At 68.3% G+C, this 22,078-nt stretch carries 16 protein-coding genes; 13 read left to right on the forward strand and 3 right to left on the reverse strand.

What is annotated here, in order from left to right:
• Window positions 1-60 precede the first annotated feature (60 nt).
• Entirely contained in the window at window positions 61-1,032 is a 972-nt protein-coding gene (locus ACFYXM_RS24010; protein WP_389292209.1) for a hypothetical protein, read from the forward strand.
• A 195-nt stretch (window positions 1,033-1,227) separates the two neighbouring features.
• On the opposite strand, the gene ACFYXM_RS24015 is transcribed toward ACFYXM_RS24010, so the two are convergent.
• Window positions 1,228-1,665, reverse strand: coding sequence for a hypothetical protein (locus ACFYXM_RS24015; RefSeq protein ID WP_389292211.1), 438 nt, complete (start codon window positions 1,663-1,665; stop codon window positions 1,228-1,230).
• Between the two features lie 327 nt (window positions 1,666-1,992).
• Here ACFYXM_RS24015 and ACFYXM_RS24020 point away from each other — a divergent pair, with 327 nt between their 5' ends.
• The 4 genes from ACFYXM_RS24020 (at window position 1,993) to istB (ending at window position 6,733) form a co-directional block, all read left to right on the forward strand.
• On the forward strand, window positions 1,993-3,573 hold the full coding sequence (locus tag ACFYXM_RS24020; protein WP_389292212.1) for an ISL3 family transposase: 1,581 nt from the start codon (window positions 1,993-1,995) through the stop codon (window positions 3,571-3,573).
• A 428-nt stretch (window positions 3,574-4,001) separates the two neighbouring features.
• Complete coding sequence (locus ACFYXM_RS24025; protein WP_389292214.1) at window positions 4,002-4,208, forward strand: hypothetical protein; 207 nt, start codon at window positions 4,002-4,004, stop codon at window positions 4,206-4,208.
• A 126-nt stretch (window positions 4,209-4,334) separates the two neighbouring features.
• A complete protein-coding gene (gene istA, locus ACFYXM_RS24030) occupies window positions 4,335-5,903 on the forward strand; it encodes an IS21 family transposase (RefSeq protein WP_389292216.1) in 1,569 nt (522 codons plus the stop codon).
• Window positions 5,900-6,733, forward strand: coding sequence for an IS21-like element helper ATPase IstB (gene istB, locus ACFYXM_RS24035; RefSeq protein ID WP_389292217.1), 834 nt, complete (start codon window positions 5,900-5,902; stop codon window positions 6,731-6,733). Before istA ends, istB begins: the two co-directional genes overlap by 4 nt.
• Window positions 6,734-6,747: 14 nt before the next feature.
• Here istB and ACFYXM_RS24040 read toward each other — a convergent pair whose 3' ends face one another.
• Window positions 6,748-7,152, reverse strand: coding sequence for a hypothetical protein (locus tag ACFYXM_RS24040; RefSeq protein WP_389292219.1), 405 nt, complete (start codon window positions 7,150-7,152; stop codon window positions 6,748-6,750).
• 189 nt (window positions 7,153-7,341) lie between these two features.
• Between ACFYXM_RS24040 and ACFYXM_RS24045 the strand changes: the two genes are divergently transcribed.
• The 5 genes from ACFYXM_RS24045 to ACFYXM_RS24065 are packed head-to-tail and all read left to right on the forward strand — an operon-like array spanning window position 7,342 to window position 14,027.
• The gene (locus ACFYXM_RS24045; protein WP_389292221.1) at window positions 7,342-7,956 is read left to right on the forward strand and encodes a TnsA-like heteromeric transposase endonuclease subunit; all 615 of its coding nucleotides are present in this window, start codon (window positions 7,342-7,344) and stop codon (window positions 7,954-7,956) included.
• The gene (locus tag ACFYXM_RS24050) at window positions 7,953-10,211 is read left to right on the forward strand and encodes a transposase (protein WP_389292223.1); all 2,259 of its coding nucleotides are present in this window, start codon (window positions 7,953-7,955) and stop codon (window positions 10,209-10,211) included. Before ACFYXM_RS24045 ends, ACFYXM_RS24050 begins: the two co-directional genes overlap by 4 nt.
• Window positions 10,189-11,451 (forward strand): AAA family ATPase, encoded by a 1,263-nt coding sequence (locus ACFYXM_RS24055; RefSeq protein WP_389292224.1) that lies wholly within the window; start codon window positions 10,189-10,191, stop codon window positions 11,449-11,451. Before ACFYXM_RS24050 ends, ACFYXM_RS24055 begins: the two co-directional genes overlap by 23 nt.
• On the forward strand, window positions 11,444-13,297 hold the full coding sequence (locus ACFYXM_RS24060; RefSeq protein ID WP_389292226.1) for a TniQ family protein: 1,854 nt from the start codon (window positions 11,444-11,446) through the stop codon (window positions 13,295-13,297). The genes ACFYXM_RS24055 and ACFYXM_RS24060 overlap by 8 nt, the downstream gene beginning before the upstream one ends.
• 19 nt (window positions 13,298-13,316) lie before the next feature.
• On the forward strand, window positions 13,317-14,027 hold the full coding sequence (locus ACFYXM_RS24065; protein ID WP_389292228.1) for a hypothetical protein: 711 nt from the start codon (window positions 13,317-13,319) through the stop codon (window positions 14,025-14,027).
• 51 nt (window positions 14,028-14,078) lie between these two features.
• Here the strand turns inward: ACFYXM_RS24065 and ACFYXM_RS24070 are convergent, their stop codons facing one another.
• The gene (locus tag ACFYXM_RS24070) at window positions 14,079-14,357 is read right to left on the reverse strand and encodes a hypothetical protein (RefSeq protein ID WP_389292229.1); all 279 of its coding nucleotides are present in this window, start codon (window positions 14,355-14,357) and stop codon (window positions 14,079-14,081) included.
• Between ACFYXM_RS24070 and ACFYXM_RS24075 the strand changes: the two genes are divergently transcribed.
• The 3 genes from ACFYXM_RS24075 (at window position 14,338) to ACFYXM_RS24085 (ending at window position 21,700) form a co-directional block, all read left to right on the forward strand.
• The gene (locus ACFYXM_RS24075; RefSeq protein ID WP_389292231.1) at window positions 14,338-14,493 is read left to right on the forward strand and encodes a hypothetical protein; all 156 of its coding nucleotides are present in this window, start codon (window positions 14,338-14,340) and stop codon (window positions 14,491-14,493) included. The two genes, ACFYXM_RS24070 and ACFYXM_RS24075, sit on opposite strands and share 20 nt — an antisense overlap.
• Before the next feature lie 411 nt (window positions 14,494-14,904).
• Window positions 14,905-21,117, forward strand: a complete 6,213-nt coding sequence (locus ACFYXM_RS24080; RefSeq protein WP_389292372.1) for an RHS repeat-associated core domain-containing protein — start codon at window positions 14,905-14,907, stop codon at window positions 21,115-21,117.
• 232 nt (window positions 21,118-21,349) lie between these two features.
• A complete protein-coding gene (locus tag ACFYXM_RS24085; protein ID WP_389292374.1) occupies window positions 21,350-21,700 on the forward strand; it encodes a DivIVA domain-containing protein in 351 nt (116 codons plus the stop codon).
• Window positions 21,701-22,078: the final 378 nt, after the last annotated feature.

The following is a 22,078-nucleotide window of genomic DNA, read 5'->3' on the forward strand; positions in this document are numbered from 1 at the left end:
GGGGATCCGTGTGCGGGTAACTCACCGATGGCATCTTTGAGTTGTCGGTATGGTCCCGGTATGGACTCGCCGGTTTCGTTCGAGCGTCTCTATGGAGGCGCCAAGCGCTTTGCCCGCCTGGCTATGGAAGCCCACGCTGAGCAGGACCAAGAGGTCTTCCTGTTGCACGCCGGCGTCAGCGTGGAACGCTTGGCGAAGGCGGCGTTGGCCCGTGTCAACCTCGCTTTGCTCACCGAGGTGAATGGCAAGGACGACATGCTGCTGCACCTCGCGGGAGCGGTGTCCAAACCGCCGGCCCGGTTCCGGACGATCGGCGCGTCGACGGCGATCGGTCGGCTGCGGAAGATGGAGGTTCTTCCGCAGAGGAACAGCGGTGAAGCTGACGCCCTGGACGGTCTGATCGAGCTGCGCAACGGTGTCGCTCACCTTGGTACAGATGACGTGGGGGACTACCTGGGCACCTTCGCGGCGACCGTGGACAGGCTTTTGCTGCACGTGGAGCAGGACCGCAGCTCCTTCTGGGAGTTCTGGTCGGACACGGCCCAAGCAGTCCTGGACGAGCGGGCGGGCCGCCTGGAGAAGGATGTGCGTCTGCGGATGAACCAGGCCCGCCACCGGTTCAGCACGCGCTTCGCGGACCTTCCGGAGGAAGCGGTCGACGGGGCCAGGCAGGCGGTGAGCGAACGCGGGCTGATAGTGGTCGAGGTGGGCCCGGAGAAAACGCTGTTCCAGACACTGAGCCAGTGCCCCGCCTGCGGGCAGGAGGCCGCCGCTCTGTTCCTGGCCGTGAACAAGGACTCCTTGCTGTTCGACATGAAACTGGCGGCCGAAGGCCTGCTGTGTGGGCTGTGCGGGTTGCACCTTGCCAGCGTCGATGAGGTCGAGGCAGCTGGCTTGCCGACCACTGCCCAGTTCTCCGTGGAAGACCTGACGAGGATCGTCACGGAGACTTCCGACCCGGCGGAGCGCCTTCCGACCATCAGGCTCAGCCTGCCGATCGTGATGCCCACGGACTCCCACAACACCTGGTAGATGCTTGATCACAGGCGTCGGTACAGGCGGCACGTACGATGCGACACGGATCCATCCCCGGCAGCTGACAAGAGGGACGGATCCGTGTCCGAGAAGCAGACCTGAGCACTGCCACGGAGCATCGGAAGTCGACCACGCCACCCGCAGCTCGGCCGTCGCTTCCTGGGCCTCCTGGGAGTCGCCGCAGGCGGGTGGTTAGCGGCGCCTTCGGCCGCGGCCGGGCAGGCCGGCCGGGATCGCGTACACGCTAGAGCCGCTGCTGCTGGCGATCCGTTCCGCTCGCCACCCCTGAGCCGGCGCAGGTGCCACCATGCGCAGCAGCCCGTCCACGACGGGACGGGAAGCTGCCGTCCTTATCGGCTCTCCGGACAGGGGGCACTGCTCCCCCTCTGGCATGGGGTGCTGGGCGAGCGTGCCCTTGTGGGTGATCCGGGCCCAGGTGCCACAGGCGCACTCGTAGCTGTTCTTCAGCTCTTTGCCGGTCACAACCACTTCCCCGGACTTCGGGCAGATGCCGGGGCGCCCCGGCGCGGCATGCTCGTAGAGGTGGCCGTTGCGCAGGCTCGCCTTCGTCGGGGTGCCGCACTCGGGGCAGTCGATCGGCTTCGTTGGTGCCAGAACGCGCCTTGGCATGTCGTCACCCTTCGCTCGTCCTGCCCCGCCCTCACAGCGAACTCGTCGTGTGTGAGGGCCTGTTTGGTTCTGCCCGGCTCGGCTGCTGCCCACACCTGGGTCCATGCGCGCCCTGTACCTTCGCGGGTCTCACTCGCGTTGCCGCCTGAGCGGCTGCCCGGTGGACACGGTCGTGGCTACGATGCGAAACGGCCCGGCCCCGGCAGCTGCAATGCCGGGGCCGGGCCGTTTGTCAACGGCCGTGTAGTGCGGTTCTGATCCACTTCTTGTGGGGTGGTGACACGGCGTCACAACGGCTGGAAGGATGGCCGTTCGTGTGATTGCAGCGTGTTCTCGACGTTCTCCATGGCCTTCTCCCATCTGTCCTCCGTGGTGGTGGACGAGGTCAGAGCAGAGGGCGGCGGGATAGCCCTCACGGCGCGGACCGTGACGCGCGAGGCGGCGTGCCCGGACTGTGGCACCGTGTCCGGCCGTGTCCATGGCGGATACCGGCGGCGCCTGGCCGACCTCGCGGCGGCCGGGCAGGAGGTCGTGATCGACCTGCTGGTGCGACGCTTCCTCTGCCCGGCAGCGGAGTGCGGTCGCCGCACGTTCGTCGAGCAAGTCGACGGGCTCACCGAGCGATTCGCGCGGCGCACACCACTCCTGCGTCGCTCGCTGGAGAAGATCGCGCTGGCACTCGCCGGACGTCCGGGCGCCCGGCTGGCCGCGCACCTGTCCATCCCGACGAGTGCGAACTCCCTGATCAGGCTCGTGCGCAGGCTTCCGGACAAGCATGTCGGCACCGCACCCCGTGTGCTGGGCATCGATGATTTCGCTCTGAAGAAGGGGCACGTCTACGGAACGATCATCTTGGACATGGAGACCGGAGAACGCGTCGACGTCCTGCCGGATCGCACCGCGGAGACCCTGACCGCGTGGCTGCGCGCACACCCGGGCGCGGAGATTGTCTGCCGGGACAGGGCCAGTGCCTACGCCGAGGCCGTACGCACCGCCTGCCCCGACGCAATCCAGGTCGCGGACCGCTTCCATCTGTGGAAGAACCTGTGCGAAGCAGTCGAGAAATGCGTTGCCACACACCGCAGTTGCCTCGCCGAGCCTACCGATGACGCGCCTGCTCACGCCAGTGCCGAGCCGGAGGTGTCGGGGCGGTCAGAGGGGATGCGTGTGATCCGGCGCCGCGAGCGGCATGCGGCCGTGCACACCCTCTATGACAAGGGTGTCCCGATTCAGGCGATCTCCGAGGCTCTCGGGCTGGACCGCAAGACGGTGCGCCGATACGCGCACGCGGCCACGCCCGAGGAGGCGTCGCTGGGCACCGGATCGCGCCGCTACGGCCAGGTCCACGCCTACTCGCCCTATCTTCACCGGCGTTGGAACGAGGGCTGCACGGACGCGGCACGGCTCCACGCGGAGATCGTCGAACGCGGCTTCACCGGCAGCAAACGGACCGTGCGCCGGCACCTCCAGCAGATCCGGGCCAGCGGCAAACCCGCACCCGACAAGCCCAAGACGCTGACGGTCCGCACAGCCACCTGGCTGATCACCTCGCACCCGGACCACCTGGACGAGAGCAGCGTGCTCAAGCTCAAGAAGCTCCTGTCTCGCTCTGTCGAACTGGACGCTGTCGCCGCGTGCGTCCGCTCTTTCGCTGCGATCATGACCGAGCGCCGGGGCAGCGACCTGGAGAACTGGCTCACCAGCGCCGAGGACACCGGGATGAAGCCGCTGCAGAGCCTGGCTCGTGGCCTCCGCCAGGACTTTGATGCCGTCACCGCCGGCCTCACCCTGGAATGGAGCTCTGGCAAGGTCGAGGGCAACGTAAATCGGGCGAAGCGAATCAAGAGGGATGGATACGGTCGCGCCGGATTCGATCTCCTCCGCCTGCAGATACTCCTCGCCGACTGAAGGCCGTCACCCTCCGCAACCGCCCCACAAGAAGTGGATCAGAACCGCTTGCCACGGCCGCCGTCAGCCGTTGTCACAGGTGGCTATCCGAGCCAGGTGATGGTGAGGACGGACAGGCGGCGCAAGGGCCTGGTGAAGCACTCAGTCACAGCTGAGCCGAAGCTCAGGAGTTGTCACCAGCGGGACCAGCTGAGCTGGCGAACGGGGACGGTCGAGGCAACCTGGTTGTCACCCACGAGGCATCTGACTTGTCACAGACGCTCATTCAGCAGTCTTTCTGTCACCAGAATCGAAGATCGGGAGCCTGGGGACCTCCTCGGCGCTTCCATGGGCCCATGGCCGCTACAAGTGCTGGGTCGGGAAGGGTAGTCGAAGCCGCTGACACCGGGTCCGTCTGGTCGCATCAGTGCAGCTGGGAGGACCTTTTCGTGCCGACGGACGTCGACGCGGGCAGGTCCGGCCTGGATCTGGGCGACGGCTGGACGAGACGGTGGACGGTCTCGTGGCGGGCAGGCGGGGACGATGCGTCCTGCTCGGTGCACGATCTCGTACAGGAGCCGGTGCTCACGAGTGAGAGCGGACAGCGCAAGATCCCTGTAGGCGGACAGATCAGCTCCTTCTCCGCGGACAGCTGATCTCCCTCTCGATGGACCCATTCGTGTCGGTTCCGAACAAACGATCCCTCCGGCGGTTGGCTCAGTGCTGCCTGGCATCTGACCCGACCGACCGGAGGGACGTTGAAGAAGTCTGACAGGGAAATCATGGAAATCTTCGAGGCCCTGGACGCCACCGAATGTGCGCATTCGGCGGCTGCGCTGGCGGGGGTCGATCCCAAGACCGTGCGGAGGTATGCACGGATGAGGGACACCGGTCGCCCGGTCACCGGCCCTGTCCGGCGGCCGAAGATGATCGACCCGTTCATGCCCAAGATCGAGGAATGGGTCGAACGCTCCGGAGGCAAGGTCCGCGCGGACAAGCTCCACGAACGCCTGCAGCTGCTGGGGTTCACCGGCGACGCGAGGACGACCCGCAGGGCGGTGGCCAAGGCGAAGGAAGCCTGGCGGGCCGGCAAGCTGCGGACCTATCGGCCGTGGATCACCGAGCCCGGTCTGTGGCTCCAGTTCGACTGGGGCTGGGGGCCGAAGGTCCCCGGCCCCGGCAGTGGCGAGCCTCGCGAGACGCTGCTGTTCTGCGCCTGGCTGGCCTGGTCGAGGTTCCGGGTGGTGATCCCGACCTGGGACCGGACCCTGCCCACCTTGGTGACCTGCATCGACTCGACGCTGCGGGCGATCGGTGGTGCACCGACCTATGCCCTGACCGACAACGAGAAGACCGTGACGATCGACCGGGTCGCCGGCGTCGCGGTCCGGCACCCTGAAATCGTCGCGACGGGACGGCATTACGGGATGCAGGTGCACACCTGCGTCCCCTTCGACCCCGAGTCCAAAGGCGGATCGGAGGCGACGGTCCGCATCGCAAAAGCGGACCTGGTGCCCACCTCCGCGAACCTGCGCAAGGAGTACGACTCCTTCGCCGAACTCCGCGGCGAGTGCGCGATCTTCTGCCAGACGGTCAACAACCGGATTCACCGGGAGACCGGCAAGGCCCCGTCCTCGATGCTCGACATCGAACGAACCCGGCTGCACCCGCTGCCGGTTGAACCTCACACGCTCGCCCTGGGCGAGTCCCGGCAGGTGCTGAGGGACCAGACCGTCCGCTTCGGCTCGGTGCGGTATTCCACCCCGCCCGGCCTGGTCGGGCAGGAAGCCTTCGTCCGCGTCGACGGCGACGAGCTGGTCATCGTCGTCGACCTCGCCCGCCTGGTCCGCCGACCGGAGTGGCTGCAAGGGGCCGCGGGGCTGACCGAGGTCGCCCGTCACCAACTAGCCCTGCCAGGACGGCCGGTGATCGACCCGGCCCACTATCCCGACCATCCGCAGGAAATGGACGGATCGCCCAAGCCGCCGCGGCCGAAGCCGGCCGACGAGGCCGAGTCCGCGTTTCTGGCCCTGGGACCGGGGGCGAAGTCGTGGCTGATCGAGGCCGCCGCGGCGGGGACGACGCGGATTCGGGTGAAGATGGCCGCCGCCGTCGAGCTGGCCGCCCTGGTCGGCGTCGCCGAGGTCGACATCTCGCTCGGTCTGGCCGCAACCGCGGGCCGGTTCGCCGAAGACGACCTGATGTCCATCGTCCAGCACCGCAGGTCCGGCGTCCGTCCCGCCGACCTCGTCGTCGCCGACGAGACCCACTCCGTCCAGCCCGGCACCTCCGCCTGGGCGAACTTCGGCCGCACCAACAGCGGCCCCGCAGAAAGGAATCCGCAGCCATGACCGGCATCGCCTTGCTGGACCCGACCACCGAACCGGCCCCGGCGCCCTCCCCGGTTCCCTCCCCGCCGGCCCCGCCGCCGATCCCAGCCGAGTTGGAGCGCGTCCTGAAGCGGATGCGGTTCCCCTATCTCCGCAAGGTGGCCCCATCGGTGCTGGCGACCGCGCGTTCGCAGCGGTGGGACCCGGCCGAGGTGGTGCGGATCCTGCTGGAGGAGGAGATCCAGGGCCGGGAGGCGGCGACCCGAAGAAGCCACCGCAAGCAGGCTAACCTGCCCACCGGCAAGACGTTCGACTCCTGGCGGGAGGAGGACTCCTCCATCCCGGCCCCGACCCAGCAGGCGCTGATGACGCTGGAGTGGGTCCACCGCGCGGAGAACCTCGCGATCGCCGGCCCGTCGGGCACCGGCAAGAGCCACTTCGCCGAGGCCCTGGCCCACAAGGCCATCGACCAGGGCATGCAAGTCTCCTGGTTCAGCCTGGAGTCGCTGACGGCTCACGTCGGCCGGGCGACCGTGGACAACTCCGTCGCCAAGGCGATCGCGAAGATCACCCGGGCCCACCTGATCATCCTGGACGACATCGGGATGCTGCCGTCCGGCCAGGCCGCCGCCGAGGCGTTCTACCGGGTGATCGATGCCGCCTACGAGCGCAGGTCGGTGATCGTGACGTCGAACCTGCACCCGTCGGGCTTCGACACGATCATGCCCAAGACGCTCGCGACGGCCGCGGTCGACCGGCTGCTGCATCACGCGCACATCGTCCTGACCGAGGGCACCAGCCTCCGGCTCACCCAGGCAACCACCGGCCGCGGGGTCAAGCCACTCCACTAATTCTTCCCGTCTCCTCAGACGGGCTCCGGAAGCGGGCCAAGATGCTCCATCACGCGCTCACGCAGGAGGAGGTACTCCTCCCACCGGCGCGGCAGCGGGCCTGGCGGGCGTTCGACGACGCGGGCCGCGGTGATGACCTGACCGTGTTGGAACTGCTCACGTGTCAGGTCGAGTTCGACGCCGTTGGGCAGCCGGTTCCACCAGTGGAAGCCCTGCGGCTGGCCGTCCTGGTGCACCTCGCCGACCACGAGGTCGCCACCGAATATGTCATGGACGATCAACGCGGTGATGTCGCAGTGGCCCCAGGCCGGGTTGCCCGGCTGCCATGGGATGCCAGTGATGTCGCTGGGGGAACAGGTGTCAGCAGCCCAGCTGGCTCGCAGGGCCTTGTCGAGATCGAGCAGATTCCAAGGACGCATGGCGCCACCCTTGCAGCCACCACTGACATCACCGACGGCACAGGCGCCATGCCTGCCCCCGAACCACACGATCCTCCAGATGGAGGTCAAATAGTCACACCGGACGGGGAGATCACATGTCCGCCCACAAGGAACTGAAATGTCCACTCAGAAGGACGCCAGCGTGTCCGTTGACACACGAGCGACCCGATGCGGCACTTCACCTGGCGCCGGGACCAACGGCACCGTCCTGGCCTGCAGTTCCTGACCAGCACCGGCCGGCACCACGGCGCGGAGAGCCTGGAGGAGAGCCGGGTGCTGCTGGCCCTGGACTTCGCCGGCGACGTGGTCGACGTCGTCTCGCAGCCGCTGAAGATCTCCTTCGCAACCTGCGGGAAGCGCCGCGCCCACACCCCTGACTACCTCGCGGTGACCCGCCGCGGCGTCTGGCTGATCGACGTACGCCCCGAGCCGCTGATCAAGGAGCCGGACCGGGAGTCGTTCGCCGCGGCCGCCGAGGTCGCCGTCGCCTGCGGCTGGCGCTACGCGGTGGCCGCCCGCTGGCGCGAGCACGCCTTTGCGGGCCTGGACGCGATGGCATCGCGGCGCCGGCTGAGGTCCGATCCGCTGGGGCTTCGGCCGGTGCTGCTCGCCGAGGCCGGCGGCGGGCGGAGGTTCGGCGAGCTCGCGGCGGCGACGGGCTGCGAGCCGGTCGCCCGGGCCCAGCTGCTGCACCTGCTGTGGTCCCGGCAGCTGGGCGTCGACCTGGCCGGCCCGCTTGGGGACCGCTCGCTCGTGCTGCCCGCCGGGGAGGCGGGCCGGTGACCGCGGCGGCGGTGCTGGACCTTTCCCCGGGCGCCGGGCTGGTGCTGGACGGGACGGAGTGGACGGTCGAGCGCCGCGAACCGCACCTGGGCCGGGTGCAGTTGGTGAAGGACGACGGCACCCGCGAGCGGGTGACGTTCCGGTTCCTGGCCAACCATCCGCAGTGCCGGCCGTCGTCGCGGACGTCGGCGGCGGGGGCCGACCGGGGCCGCCAGCGCAAGGTGTCCGAGGACCTGAACGCGGGCCGGCTGGAGCTGACCGGGCTGCGGATGGCCCACCTGCTGGAAGTGGCGACCGGGTTCCGCTCCGGCGACCCGTTCCACCCGGGCCCGGGCGAGCCGAAGCCTGAGTACGACCCGGCGACGACGACGCTCACCGAGCGCCGGCACGCGAAGGTGGCGGAGCTCGCGGCCCTGGACCCGCAGCACGCGAGGCTGCTGGGGCTTGGCTCGGTCGGCTACCGGACGCTGATCCGGTGGGAGAACGCCCGCCGCCGGTTCGGGCTGGTCGGCTGCGCAGACGACCGGTGGCTGCGCCGCAGCGGCGGGACCCGCACGGTTTCCGAGCCGGTGCGGGAGGCGGTCCTGGCGGTCCGCGAGGAGACGCAGCGGATGGCGAAGGTGTCGATGCGGACGAAGGACCGCATGATCCGGCAGTACGTCCGCGAGGAGTTCGGGCCCGAGACGAAGGTGCCCAGCTACGACACCCTTCGCCGGCTCTGGCAGGAGTGGTTCGGCCCCGGCGGCGCCCGGCAGCGCTACGCGCGGTCGGCCGATCTGCCAGAGTCGCAGGGGCACGTCCTGGTGCACCGGCCGGGCCAGGTCGTCGCGCTGGACACCACGGTGCTGCCGGTCATGGTCCGCGAGCACGTCTTCGGCGATCCGGTGAAGATGCACCTCACCCTGGCCCTGGACGTCTGCACGCACTCGCTGGTCGCCTTCCGGCTCACGCTGGTTTCCGACACCTCGGTCGACGTCGCGATGGTGCTGCGGGACGTGACGATGCCGCTGCCGATGCGGGCGGACTGGGGCGAGGACCTGGAATGGCCCTACCCCGGCCTGCCCGCCGCGGTGGTGGCCGAGTTCGCCGGGCACCCGGTGGCCGGCCTGCCGTTCTTCACCCCGGAGACGGTGACCACCGACCACGGATCGGTCTATCGCAACCACCACCTGGTCGAGGTCGAGCGGGTGCTCGGCTGCCAGGTCCTGCCCGCGCGGGTGCTGCGGCCGACCGACAAGGCCGCCGTCGAGCGAGCCTTCGGCGTGATCCGGCAGCTGCTGTTCGAGCACCTGGTCGGCTACACCGGCGTCGACGTCGCCGACCGCGGAGCCGATCCGGCCGCGGACGCGGTGCTGACGGCCGACCAGCTCGAGCACCTGATCGCGACGTGGATCGTCGGCGTCTGGCAAAAGCGCAAGCTGGGCGAGTACGCGCCGGCCTGGGATCCGGACGGCTCGCACAGCCCGAACTCGCTGTTCGCGGCGTCGTTCGCGCAGACCGGCTTCGCGATGGACATCCCCTCCCCGGAGCTGTTCTACGAGCTGCTGCCCGCCCACTACGTCCGCATCGACAAGCGCCGCGGGGTGAAGATCCGCGGACTTTGGTACGACGACGCCGATGTCCTGCGGGACTACCGCGGCGGGCTGTCGACGCGGGGCGGCAAGCACAAGGGCAAGTGGCTCATCCGCCGCGATCCGCGGGATCGGCGACAGGTGTTCTTCCAGGACCCGCTCAGCCATGCCTGGCACCCGCTGCCCTGGACGGGCATGCCCCGGGCCGGGCAGATGCCGGCCTTCGGGGACGCACGGGCCAGCGCCCTGCTCGCCAAGGCCGCCGCGGCCGGGCTGAAGCCGAAGTCGGACACCGAACTGCTGCCGGTGCTGCTGGAGCTGATCGGCTCGCACATCCCGGTCAGCAAGTGGCCGACGCAGATGAAGAAGTCCCAGCGCACCGAGCACGCCCGCGACACGCACCAGGCCAGGGCCGCGCAGGCCGACCGGCCGCCGAGCACGGCGGCCGCGGCCCCACCACCCGCCCCCTCTCCCACTGAGGAGGCGACGGTGCTGAGCTGGCCGGGCCGGGCCCGCCAGACGCAGGAAGCGGTCGCCGGGGAACGGCGCCGGCGGCGGGAGGCCGTCCGGCCCGCTCCCGTCCCGCCGCCCGAGCTGGGCCACAACTTCCGGGCCCGCAGCGTGTTCGTCCTGCCCGAGGACGACCTGGAGGAGGACCGTGGTGGACCAGACGACGCCGGATGAGCACCCGGTCGTCCCGTTCCTGCGGGCCGGCCCGCCGCCGGACCGCACCCGCTGGGAGGGCTGGCAGCAGTGGCGGAAGATCCGCGGCACCTTCGTGCCCGCTCCGCGGCTCACGCCGGCGGGCTACCAGAGCCTGAGTCCCCGGCGCCGGGCTCTGCACGACCTGCACCGCACCGCGACGCACGTCAACATGCGGCTGCAGGAGACGCCGATGAGCGCGCGGGTCGCGAACCTGATGCGCGGCCGGCTGCAGAACAACGCGGTGAAGTTCATGCCCGGCACCCGCGACGGCCTGATGATCAACGGCGGCGGGTTCCAGGGAAAGACCGAGACCGCCTGCGACGCGGCCGCGTCCTTCGAGGACGTCTGGCGCGAGGTCCACCACCAGCTGCTGCCCGGCTCCACCCCCGGCACCCGGGACGTGTTCGTGCCCGTCGCCTACTGCCGACTGCCGGTGCGCGCGACACCCAAGGGTCTCTGCAAGGCGATCTTGAACGTCTACGGCAACCCGCACCCCGGAACCCTGGACGACCTGGTCAGAGCGGTGCGGGACGCGATCCACGACCATCACACCACCGCCCTGCTGATCGACGACATCACCCGGCTCCGGCTCCAGCGCGAGGACGACCAGGACACCCTCGACCTGATCCGCGAACTGATGGACCTCAACGTCACCCTGATCCTGATCGGCGTGGACATCCCCGGCTCCGGCCTTCTGCGCGGCGCCTACGTCGACCAGCGCACCGGGCAGTGGGTCTTCCCCGACCACGGGCGAGGCGGGCGGCACCACGCCGCGGCCGCCACGCAGACCGGCCGCCGGTTCGACATGGTCGATCTCGACCCGTTCGACTACTCCACCCCGGCCGGCATCACCGCCTTCCTCGACCACCTGGCCGGCATCGAGGACCAGCTGCGGCTCCTGCGGTCCTTCGAAGGCATGCTGACCACCGGCGAGATGCCCGAGTACCTCTTCGGCCGCACCCGCGGCATCGTCGGCCTGCTGCGGCGGCTGATCGAGGACGGCTGCACCGAGGCGATCCTCACCGGCGAAGAACGCCTCACCCCCGAACTGCTCGCGAAGACCACGATCCACCTCGGCAACCTGGACGACCTCGACCCCGGGGCCGGCGAGGTCCCCGACATCCCGCAGAACACCGCCCCGCCCGCGAAGACCCGCCGCCGACGCGGACGCAACACGGTCCTCGACGACCGCGGGAACAGGCCGGCCGCCGGTGACTGACGCGACCACGGGCGCCGGGCTGCGGCCCTTCGGACTCAGCCTCGACCCGCTGGAGGGCGAGTCCCTGGCCGGCTTCGTCCTGCGTCTGGCCCACCGCCTGCACATCTCACCCCACGAGCTCGCCCGGCAGACCGGCCTGACCGAACAGGACCGGCTAGGGCGAGCCCGGGCCTCGCTTTCGACCCTGCTGAGCCCAGCCGAGGTCAGCCACTTCGCCCTCACCACCCGGCTCGACCCGCGCGAAGTGCGCGCGATGACGCTGGAGCCCCTCGCCTGCCGCTACCCGCCGGCGGCCCGCAGCATCGACGAGGTCCGGGCCGGGAGGGTCTACTCCATGCACTCGGACCGATGGCTGTTCCCCACCACCGCCCGCTACTGCCCCCACTGCCTCGCCGGCGACGGCTCCGACATCCAGAACGCCCACGGCGGGCCCTGGCAGATCCTCTGGCGCCTGCCCGTCGTCTTCGCCTGCCCGCTGCACAAGGTGTTCCTGGAACACCTCTGCCCCCACTGCCGCAAGCCGATCAACTTCAGCAGCAGAACACAGCTGGTCCCCCGCCCCGCCGCCACCGGGGTCCACCCCGCCCACTGCCGGTCCTCCCTGACCCAGGACGTCCCGACCAGCCGGCCGGGCACCCCCTGCGGGGCGCCACTCGTGCACGACCCACGGCACCATCAGCCCGGACCCGCCCTGCTCGAGCTCCAGCGCAAGATCCTCGGCCTGCTCGGCCCCGGCCGGCCCAAACGGCAAGCACAGCAGTACTTCACCGAACTCATCCTGCTTGCCGGACTGGTCATGATCTGCTGGCCGCGCATCCAGCCGGTCGGCACCACCCGCCCCCTCGCCGCCGCCGTCGACCGGCACCTCGCCATCCGCGACGGAGTCGACTCCCGTCCCTACCGCTCCACCGCGGGACCCGTCGACGCGCTCGCCTGCGCCGACCTCCTCCAGGTCACCGATCGGATCCTGACCGCCGACGACCTGCGTGAGGCACTCTCCCCGCTCGCGCCCGAGGAGAACCGGAGCCGCAGCGGAATCCCGCCCACGCGACACCTGATCTGGGACAACGCCTTCAAGAAGCAGCGCAGTGCATGCTCCGAGCGCTTCCAGCTCGCCGCCGACACGATCGTTCCCACCTTCCGACGCGCCGGCAAAGGCGGACTCCGTCTCCCCTCCACCGGCATCGGCCTGCAACCCGAACACATCCCCGCGTGTTTGTCTCAAGACCTCGCCGAACGCCACCTCGGCTTCCTCTCGGATAGCACGCCCAAGATGCGCCGCCGCGCGGCTGCGGTCTTCCTCGTCCGGCGCGCACGCGGCGGCGGCCTGGACCAAGCCGCCCAGTTCCTCGGGATCAACCCTGAGGGCAAGAGGATGGGCTACACGCAGCTGCTGAACCGCCGCCTCCGCACCAGCGGCAAGGCCCGTGACTTCGAACAAGCCCTCGACGCCATCACCGCCGAGCTCCTTGCAGGTCCCGCCATCGACTACCAACACCGACGCGAGGCCCTCGCCACCTGGACGCTGGAACCCGAGAACTGGCAGCACATACTCACCCAGCTCCCGGACCTCACCAGTCACCGAAAGCCCCTCAGCGACGACCGTCGGCGCCTGGCCGTCAGCGCCTACATCTGGACCCGCGTCACCGAAGGCGAGCCCGACTTCGCACCCTGCCCGCCACACATCGCCCCCGACCCCGCACTACGCGCCGTCTGGACCCGGGAGCGACACAACGTCTTCCACTGGCTCCGCACAACTGACCATCAGCCCTACTACGGCGCCCTCAAGCCGCTGCTCGAAGACCACGCCGAGCGCCTGGCCAAGGCGACCGACCACCGTCAGTGACGGCATGCACAATGCGTTCATGAGTCACGACTACAGGCCCGGTGACGTGCTGTTGCTGCAGTGCCCGTTCACTGAGACCGCCGTCACCGGGGTCACCCCTTACTACGTATCCGTGCGGTGGCCGTGGTTGGAAGTGGACCCCCAGGCCGAGAACATCAGGTGGAACGGCCAGAGGGCGCTTCCAACGCCCGCGGCCCGCGAGTGGGAGATCTTCCGAACAGAACCGGCGGAGACCACCCTGAAGCCGGGCGATACCTGCCTGGTGGGAATCCCCACGACCGTGGTGCACGTCCAGGCGGTCCACCGCTTCGATCCGCCCCTGGTCACCGGCATGCTGCCCCGGCCCGCGTCCTACCTCGAGGTCCTGCAGCAGGGTGAGACCCACGACCCTTCCCTTGAAGACCAGGGCTACACGATCGATCCGGCCGGCGGCGAACCCATACGCATCGAGCTGTTCTTCCGTCCGTACGCCTTCCTCGAACTGGGTGATGAGGTTGCCGACCGGAACGGGCGCGCCTGGCGGTTCGATGCGGCCTGGAACTGGCACCCCTTCGACGGCGAGCAATCGGGCACTCCGACCTGGCCCCTGAAGTTGATCACCCGCCATGGTGAGCCGACACCGAAGGAAGCCGAAGAGGTCGCCCGGGCAACAGCGGCCGCCAGCCACTCGGACGAACTGGAGCGGTGGAGCGTACTCACTCACGCGCAACCAGCCGCCCATCAGCAGTAGGCCCCGCAGGTGACAAGAAGCCTGCCTATGTGACAACTATCTTGCTTCGGCTCACTGACGCGCCCTCAACCGATCAGCACCCCACCAACGTGACAATGCCTCCGGCACCCTTTCGTTGGCCGCCACGATCAGCTTCGGTGCGCTCCAGCGCAGCTTCGCGCCGCAGGCCGGGGCGTCGGGGACCGAATCCAGGCGGCCGGTGTCCGCGTCGAACGCCACAGCATGGACGCGGTCGACGAGATCGGGCGCAGCCGCGGCAAGGATGGCGTTGAACTGGGCGAGGGCGCTGCCGCCGACAGCCGAGGCGACCATGCTGCGCTCGGTCATCATCCGGCTGATCGCGGTGCCGAGCCTGAGCGGCTCGCGGCTGTCGCACCGTACGACGGTGCCGGTGCGTCGCCTCGGCGTCGCGGTCGTGGAGTGGCTGCTCAGCCTGCAGTGGCGTATCTGCGGGACCTGGAGCTGAATGCCCTCGGCGTTGAGGTGTCGCCGGTGTTGATCGGTCTTGCCCGTGAAAGCTGTCCGGGCCTGCGATTCGAGTCCGATCCATAGACGCGCGTCTGCTGCTTGAGGGTAATAAATGAGCCATTCTCAAATGATTTGATGATGCATGCATGATTTGGACTTATCCGGGTAGCCGTTCATCTTTTCATTACGAAATGATCAAGATCCTTTGAGGCTCCGCGATTTTGTGCCCGCATGTCAGGATTTTTAATCAATCCATCCTCAGTAACTTCACAGGCGCATCACATCTGTGGTGTAAATGCACTCAAGAAGCTGAGGGATGATGAAGAGTCATATACGTGCGCCGGAGGCGCGTGGTCGGATCTGGTCGGGGAGAAGCCTGCGCTACATAGCAGGCAGTCTCGCGGTCGCCTTGTCCGTCACCCTTCTCGACGGTGCGAGTCCTGCGACTGCGACCCCTTCCCAGGCTGCTGCCGCACCGGAGAAGCCAACGGTCACGCAGGCGGCGGACATTGCTTCGGCGCGTGTGGCGGCGCGGTTGTCGGGCCGGCGGGTCGAGGCGCTGTCGGAGCGGACGGAGACGTCGACGACCTGGGTGAACAAGGACGGGTCGCTCACGACGGAGCTGTCCGCCGGCCCGGTCCGGTTCCAGGATCGGGCCTCGGGCAACTGGCGTGATGTGGATGTCGAGCTGGCCGCCGAGGCGGATGGCTCGGTCGTGTCCAAGGCTCACCCGCGTGGGCTGAGGCTCGCGGGCAAGTCCGGTACCCGGGCCGCTTCGCTGCGCGCCGCCCAGTCCGCCCCTGCCACGGACCTGGTCACCCTGGGCAGTGGCGATGAGGCGATCACTCTGCAGTGGCGTGGCGGTCTGCCGGCTCCGAAGCTGGACGGCACCCGCGCCACGTACGAGAACGCCGTCCCGGGCGCGGACGTGGTCGTGGAGGCCACACGTACCGGTTTCGAGCAGTTCGTCGAGGTCAACACCAGACCCGAGGCTGGCTTCTCCTACACGCTGCCACTGCTGACCAAGGGCTTGAAGGTCCGGCAGCAGGCGGACGGCAGCATTCTCTTCACGGACAAGAAGTCCAAGAAGAGCGCTGTGATGCCGGCCCCGGTCATGTGGGACGCCACCGTCGACAAGCGCTCCGGGGAGCACACGAACCGAGCCAAGGTCGGTCTGAAGGTCGTCAAGAACAAGGGCGGCGTCGACCTGGTCATCACCCCGGACGCCGACTTCCTCGCCGACCCGGACACCGCCTACCCGGTCACCATCGACCCGTCCACCTCATCACTGGGCAACGTCTTCGACACGTATGTGCAGCAGGGCGAGACCGTCGACTTGTCCATTGGCAAGGAACTGGACTGGGGCAACCCCGGAACGAAGAACGCCAACGGCACTCCGCGTACCGCGGAGTCCTTCATCTCCTGGAACACCACTCCCATCCAGGACGCGCTGGTCCTCAGCGCCAAGCTGAGCCTGTGGAACTTCCACTCGGCCAACGCACCGGACTGCAAGCTCTTCCCGTGGGAGGTCCATGCGACCGCAGCGGCGTCCACGGCCAGCCGGTGGACGAACCGTCCCGCGATGACGGCGCTGAGGGCCACTTCCACCGAGACGCGTGGCAACACCGGCTGTGCCTCTCAGCCCGCCGGATGGATCAACGCCGACGTGACGACGCTCACGCAGGAGTGGGCCTCGGCCAAGGCCACCCGCGGCCACATGGGCATCCGCGCCGCCAGCGAGTCCGTCGTCGCGCAGTGGAAGCGGGTCAACTCCGCGAACGCGGCCTCCAACCCGCCGAAGCTGGTCGTCAACTACAACTACCGGCCGCGTACCGGCACCAAGCAGGAGGCCGGCCCGCCGTACTCCTCCTACGGCGGCGCCTACATGGTCAACACGCTCACGCCGACCCTGCGCGACACCTTCATCGACCCCAACGGCGACAAGGTCAACGGCACCTTCCAGATCTTCGACAACGCCACCAACACCCAGGTCGGCGATGTTCTCGTCTCGAAGTTCGTGCCCTCCGGGCAGGTGGCCTCGGTCACCGTCCCCGCCGGGAAACTGACCGACGGCAAGACGTACAAATTCCGCACGTCGCCGTACGACGGCACGCACTACAACACCGGCTGGTCGGCATGGAAGACGTTCACCGTCGACACCAAGGCCCCGTCCGCCCCGACCAAGATCACGTCCACGGACTACCCCTCGGACAAGTGGGTCAAGGGCGCCGGCCAGGCAGGCACGTTCACCGTCACCCCGCCGGGCTCGGACCACAACTGGCTTGAGTGGTCCCTGGACGGAGTGACCTGGACCAAGGTCGCGACTGGTGGTGCCACTGCCGACAAGGCCATCAGCGTCGCCCCGCCGAAGGACGGCACCCACATGTTGCAGGTGCGGGCTGTCGACAAGGCCGACAATAAGTCCGAGGCGATCGAGTACACCTTCCACGCCGGTCCCGGAGGCTTCGTCCAGCCGAGCGAAGGCGAGCGCACCGCGCGCCGCCTGCCGCTGGTCGCCGAGGCCGACGGATCGAAGTACGACAAGGTGTCCTTCTCCTGGCGCCGCTCCGAGGCCGACCCCTGGGTACAGATCCCCGCGGGCCAGGTGACTTCGGGTGGTACCGCGCTGACCGCGTGGCCGGTGCCGATGACGGGTGGCAAGAACGCGCCGCTGGTCTGGAACGCCACCGACACCGTCGATCCCGACGGAACGGTCCAGATCAAGGCCGACTTCACCGGCCCCGGCGGCACCGGTGCCACCGAGCCGCTGTCCGTCGTCGTCGACCGCAACGCCTCCGGAGCGGCGTCCAGCGAGGTCGGTCCGGGTTCGGTGAACCTCCTCACCGGTGACTACACCCTGTCCGCCGACGACGCATCCGCCTTCGGGCTGTCGGTGTCCCGCACGGCCTCCTCCCGCACCCCGGACAAGGGGGCCGAGCAGGAGGGCCAGGCCCCGATCTTCGGCAAGGAATGGGTCCCGGGCACAGCGGCCGAGGAAGCGGAGTCGGACTACTCCCACGTCCGCCGGATCACGGACACCGCCGTGGCGATCGTGGACTCCGAAGGCGACGAGACACACTTCACCGCCAATGCGGCGAAGAACGGCTGGATCCCGGAGACCGGTGCCGAGGACCTGACCCTCACCGGCAGCGTGACCGGTTCGTTCACGCTCACCGACACCGAGGGCACGGTCACCCAGTTCACCAAGCCCACCGGGGCCACCACCTGGCAGGTCTCCAGCGTGCTGCTGGACGGCCTCACCAACAGCACCACCACCGTCGTCTCCGAGACGGTGACCGTGGACAGCAAGAAGCTCGCCCGCCCCAAGCGGGTCATCGCACCGACCTCCGCAGCCTCCGCCGCCACCTGTACGGCGACCCCGGCCACCGCCGGGTGCCGGGCCCTGGAGTACGTCTACGCGACCACCACCACCGCCACCGCCGACACGTTCGGCGACTACACCGACCAGGTCAGCTCGATCCGCATGTGGTCGACCGAACCCGGCGCCAGCGCCGCCTCGTACAAGACCATCCAGGCCTACCGCTACGACAACACGGGCCGACTCCGCGAGGCGTGGAACCCGCTCATCTCCCCGGCGCTGAAGACCGAGTACCGCTACGACGCGGCCAGCCGCATCACCAGCCTGACACCTCCCGGCGAACTGCCCTGGACCTTCACCTACGGCAAGGCAGGCAACGCCGCCACCGCCGGTGACGGCATGCTCCTCAAGGCATCCCGCGCGGGCCTGAAACAGGGCACCAAGGATGTCGAGGAAGGCACCGCCACCACCTCGGTGGTCTACGACGTGCCGCTGACCGGCACCACGGCCCCGTACAAGATGGGCGCCGCAGACGTAAAGGCATGGGGCCAGACGGACGCCCCGACCGACGCGACCGCCATCTTCCCCGCCGACGCCGTCCCGCCCTCGAACGCCGGAAGCGGCCTGACCGCAAGCTCCTACGCCCGCGCCACGCTCACCTACATGGGTGTGTCCGGGCGTTCGGTCAACAGCGTCACCCCCGGCGGGCACGTCACCACCACCGAGTACGACCGCTTCGGCAACACGGTACGCGAACTGTCAGCCGCCAACCGCGCCGTCGCCCTCGGCACCACCGCCGACGACAAAGCCACCCAGGCCGACCTCGGCATCGCACAACTCCCCAGCATGGAACGCGCGAACCTGCTGGCCACCACCTCTGTCTACAACGAGACCGGCACCCGAGAACTGGAGGAATTCGGCCCGCTGCACCGCATCGACCTGGCCGCCGACCTGAAGTCCGGGACCACGACCCTCGTCACGGCCGGCACCTCGGTCACCGCCCGTTCCTGGACGGTCAACGAGTACGACGCGGGTCGTCCGACGGACGGTACGGCCAAGGTCAAGGACCAGGTCACCAAGGTCACCACGGGCGCTCAGGTGCGTGAGCACCCGACCGTCCACGGCGACACCCGAGTCGTGCAGACCGTCTACGACTGGGCCAAGGGCCTGCCCACCCAGACGATCAAGGACCCGGGCGGCCTCAAGATCACCGAGACCACCGAGTACGACGCCCAGGGCCGTATCACCAAGCAACTCCTGCCCGGCGCCACCGGCACCGACGCCGCGACCCGGGTGACCACCTACTGGTCCGCCACCGGCACCGGCACCTGCCAGGGCCGCCCCGAATGGGCCGACCAGACATGCTCCACGGGACCGGCCGGTGCCATCACCGGCGGCGGCACCAACCCGTCACAGCTGCCGACCAACACCACCGAATACGACTGGTGGGGCAACACCACCAAGGTCACCGATACCGCGAACGGCACCACCCGGACGACCACGACCACCTACGACAACGCCGGCCGCCAGACCAAGACCGCCATCACCGGCGGCCTCGGGCAGGCGGTTCCCGAGTCGACCACCGAGTACGACCCCGCTACGGGCCGTGAAGTCAAGGTGACCTCCCCAACCGGCGGCACCATCACCAAGGCGTTCGACAAACTCGGCCGGCAGATCTCCTACACGGACGCCGACAACGGCGTGACGACCACCGAGTACGACCTGCTCGACCGGCAGGTCAAGGTCACCGACAGCGTCCCCTCCACCGTCACCTACACCTACGATCACGCCCTCGAACCGCGCGGCCTGGCCACCAAGACCACCGACTCCGTCGCCGGTACCTTCCAGGCCACCTACGACGCCGACGGGTCGGTCACCAGCGAAAAACTGCCCGGCGGCTACACGGTCAAGCAGACCCAGGACACGACGGGTTCGGCCATCGACCGGACGTACACCCGTGACAGTGACGGGACGATCGTCTACTCCGACACGGTGTCCGAGTCCGTTCACGGACAGGTTGCCGCGCATGCCGGCTGGTCCGACCAGGCCTACCGCTACGACGCGACCGGTCGGCTCACCACGGTTGACGACACCGCGGACAGCGTCTGCACGCGCCGCAGCTACACCTTCGACGGCCGCACCAACCGCAAATCCCTCACCACCACGGCAGCGGCCCCGGGCCTTGACTGCACCGACACCCCAGGCACCACCACCAACCACACCTACGACAGCGCCGACCGACTCGTCGACACCGGCTACACCTACGACGCCTTCGGCCGCACCACCGCCCTGCCCGGCAGCACCATCGGCTACTACGCCAACGACCTCGCCCACCAGCAGACCGCGGACGGCAAGCGCCAGACCTGGCAACTCGATGCCAACCTCCGCTTCCGCTCCTGGAAAACCGAAACCGGCAGCGGCACCGCCTGGACCCAGACCAGCTCCAAGCTCAACCACTACGACAGCGACAGCGACAACCCTCGCTGGATCACCGAGGACACCACCACCGGCACCCTGACCCGAAACATCGAATCCGCCTCGGGCGATCTCGCCGCCACCACCACCAAAACCGGCGACACGGTCCTCCAGCTCACCAACATCCACGGCGACATCGCACTCCAGCTCCCGCTGGACACCAGCAAGACCCCTGTCGCCCTGGACTACGACGAGTACGGCAACCCGCGGGCCGGCCAGGCCGCTACCCGCTACAACTGGCTCGGCGCCAAACAACGCTCCACCGAAACCCTCACCGGCCTCACCCTCATGGGCGTCCGCCTCTACAACCCCAAAACCGGACGCTTCTTGTCCATCGACCCGGTCTTTGGCGGCGGCGACAACCCGTACGGGTATCCAGGCGACCCCATCAACCAATACGACCTCGACGGCAAGCGATGGTGGAAGAAGGCCCTTCGCAACTCGTTCGTACGCAGTATGGCGACAGGGGTAGCCGTAGGAGCTATTTGCGCCTTTTCGGCCGGTATCGGCTGTGCAGTCATAGCAGGTGCGGCGGTTGGGGCCGGGCTGAACATGCTCAACTACAGGGTAAATAACAAGCGCAGAACCAGGCGCGGTTACCTGGGGCATGGACTGAAGGGCGGCGCCCAAGGGGCATTTGTCGGTGCGCGCGGATTTGCAATGTCGAGACACTCTTCAGCCTTGAAAACAAGTGGGAGGTACAGCAGGTTCAAGGGCGGACGTCCCGTTGGGCGTCACGCTAGAGTAAAGAAGAAGTCGTATGTGAGTCCACTGGCCTGGACATCCCAGATAATCCGACATCGCCGCCACTTCGGTAGCTGGCGTTAAAGCTTCTCCGAGTGCGCCGCTCTCTTGGCGGGCGGCGCACTCGGGAAGTCTAAAAAAATAGGGAGCTTTAGTGAGAAGAAGAAGAGCTGCCGGCATCACCTTCGGCGTCCTGCTTATCGTAACCAGCGCACCCATTGTGGCACTCGCCGTAGACAGCTTTCCAGCATGGGCGCTCATCGCATGCCTCATCGTGGCCGCCTTGATCGGACGTAAGTGCTATCGCCTCATTTGGGTGGACGACTTGGGGGATTTTGGAACCCCGGAGAGTGAAGTTCTGCCAGTCGATCAAATATCGGAAAGGCGTTCAGAGATCGCCGCCATTCGCGCCTTTATTGTCAATCGAAAATTCCCCGAAGGAAGGTTTAGCGTAGGCTACAGGCGGAGCGATGTAGATGAATTCCTTGACCGAGTGTCATCCTATCTAGATGCAGCTGGATCTGGGATCTCGATATCCTGGATTCGACGCAAGCAGTTCCCTTGGGCGATGCGAGAAGCAGGATACAGGCAAGAGGATGTCGATGCCCTTCTTCGTCGAATCGCAAACGAATTGGAGGGCATAATTAAAGCTGGTCGCGGTCGGTAGGCATTTCGAAACCTTCTGCGCGGAGAGAGAACGCGTCGATCGACCCCATGTGACAGAGCCACGTCCTTTGCCACGGAAGCCAGCAGAGTGGCGCCAGAGGTGTTCACGCGGGAACGATCCCTTGACGGGTGTCACTCGCAGGAGTCCAGGGCGTGCGTCTTGGCGCAGTGAAGGAATGATTCACGGCGTGGATGGCAAGCCGGACTGCTTCCTGCTGTGCGTGGCCAAGCATGCCCCGACAGCATCGACTCCGTCGTGGGGGGGCGGGCGCGGGGGGGGGGGGGGCGCCGGGGGTGGGGGGGGGGGGGGTGTGGGGGTGGGGGGGCGCGGGGGGGGGGGTGGGGGGGGGGCGGAGGGGCGAAGGCCGGGAGCGGCCGG

The sequence above is a fragment of the Streptomyces sp. NPDC002476 genome (assembly GCF_042889785.1).
GTDB lineage: Bacteria > Actinomycetota > Actinomycetes > Streptomycetales > Streptomycetaceae > Streptomyces.

Excerpts from the sequence above, each read along its gene's own strand:
- ACFYXM_RS24010 (WP_389292209.1), top strand. The coding sequence starts at position 61 with ATGGACTCGCCGGTTTCGTTCGAGCGTCTCTATGGAGGCGCCAAGCGC.
- ACFYXM_RS24015 (WP_389292211.1), bottom strand. The coding sequence starts at position 1,665 with ATGCCAAGGCGCGTTCTGGCACCAACGAAGCCGATCGACTGCCCCGAG.
- istA (WP_389292216.1), top strand. The coding sequence starts at position 4,335 with ATGGAAATCTTCGAGGCCCTGGACGCCACCGAATGTGCGCATTCGGCG.
- istB (WP_389292217.1), top strand. The coding sequence starts at position 5,900 with ATGACCGGCATCGCCTTGCTGGACCCGACCACCGAACCGGCCCCGGCG.
- ACFYXM_RS24040 (WP_389292219.1), bottom strand. The coding sequence starts at position 7,152 with ATGCGTCCTTGGAATCTGCTCGATCTCGACAAGGCCCTGCGAGCCAGC.
- ACFYXM_RS24045 (WP_389292221.1), top strand. The coding sequence starts at position 7,342 with ATGCGGCACTTCACCTGGCGCCGGGACCAACGGCACCGTCCTGGCCTG.
- ACFYXM_RS24065 (WP_389292228.1), top strand. The coding sequence starts at position 13,317 with ATGAGTCACGACTACAGGCCCGGTGACGTGCTGTTGCTGCAGTGCCCG.
- ACFYXM_RS24075 (WP_389292231.1), top strand. The coding sequence starts at position 14,338 with ATGCTGCGCTCGGTCATCATCCGGCTGATCGCGGTGCCGAGCCTGAGC.
- ACFYXM_RS24070 (WP_389292229.1), bottom strand. The coding sequence starts at position 14,357 with ATGATGACCGAGCGCAGCATGGTCGCCTCGGCTGTCGGCGGCAGCGCC.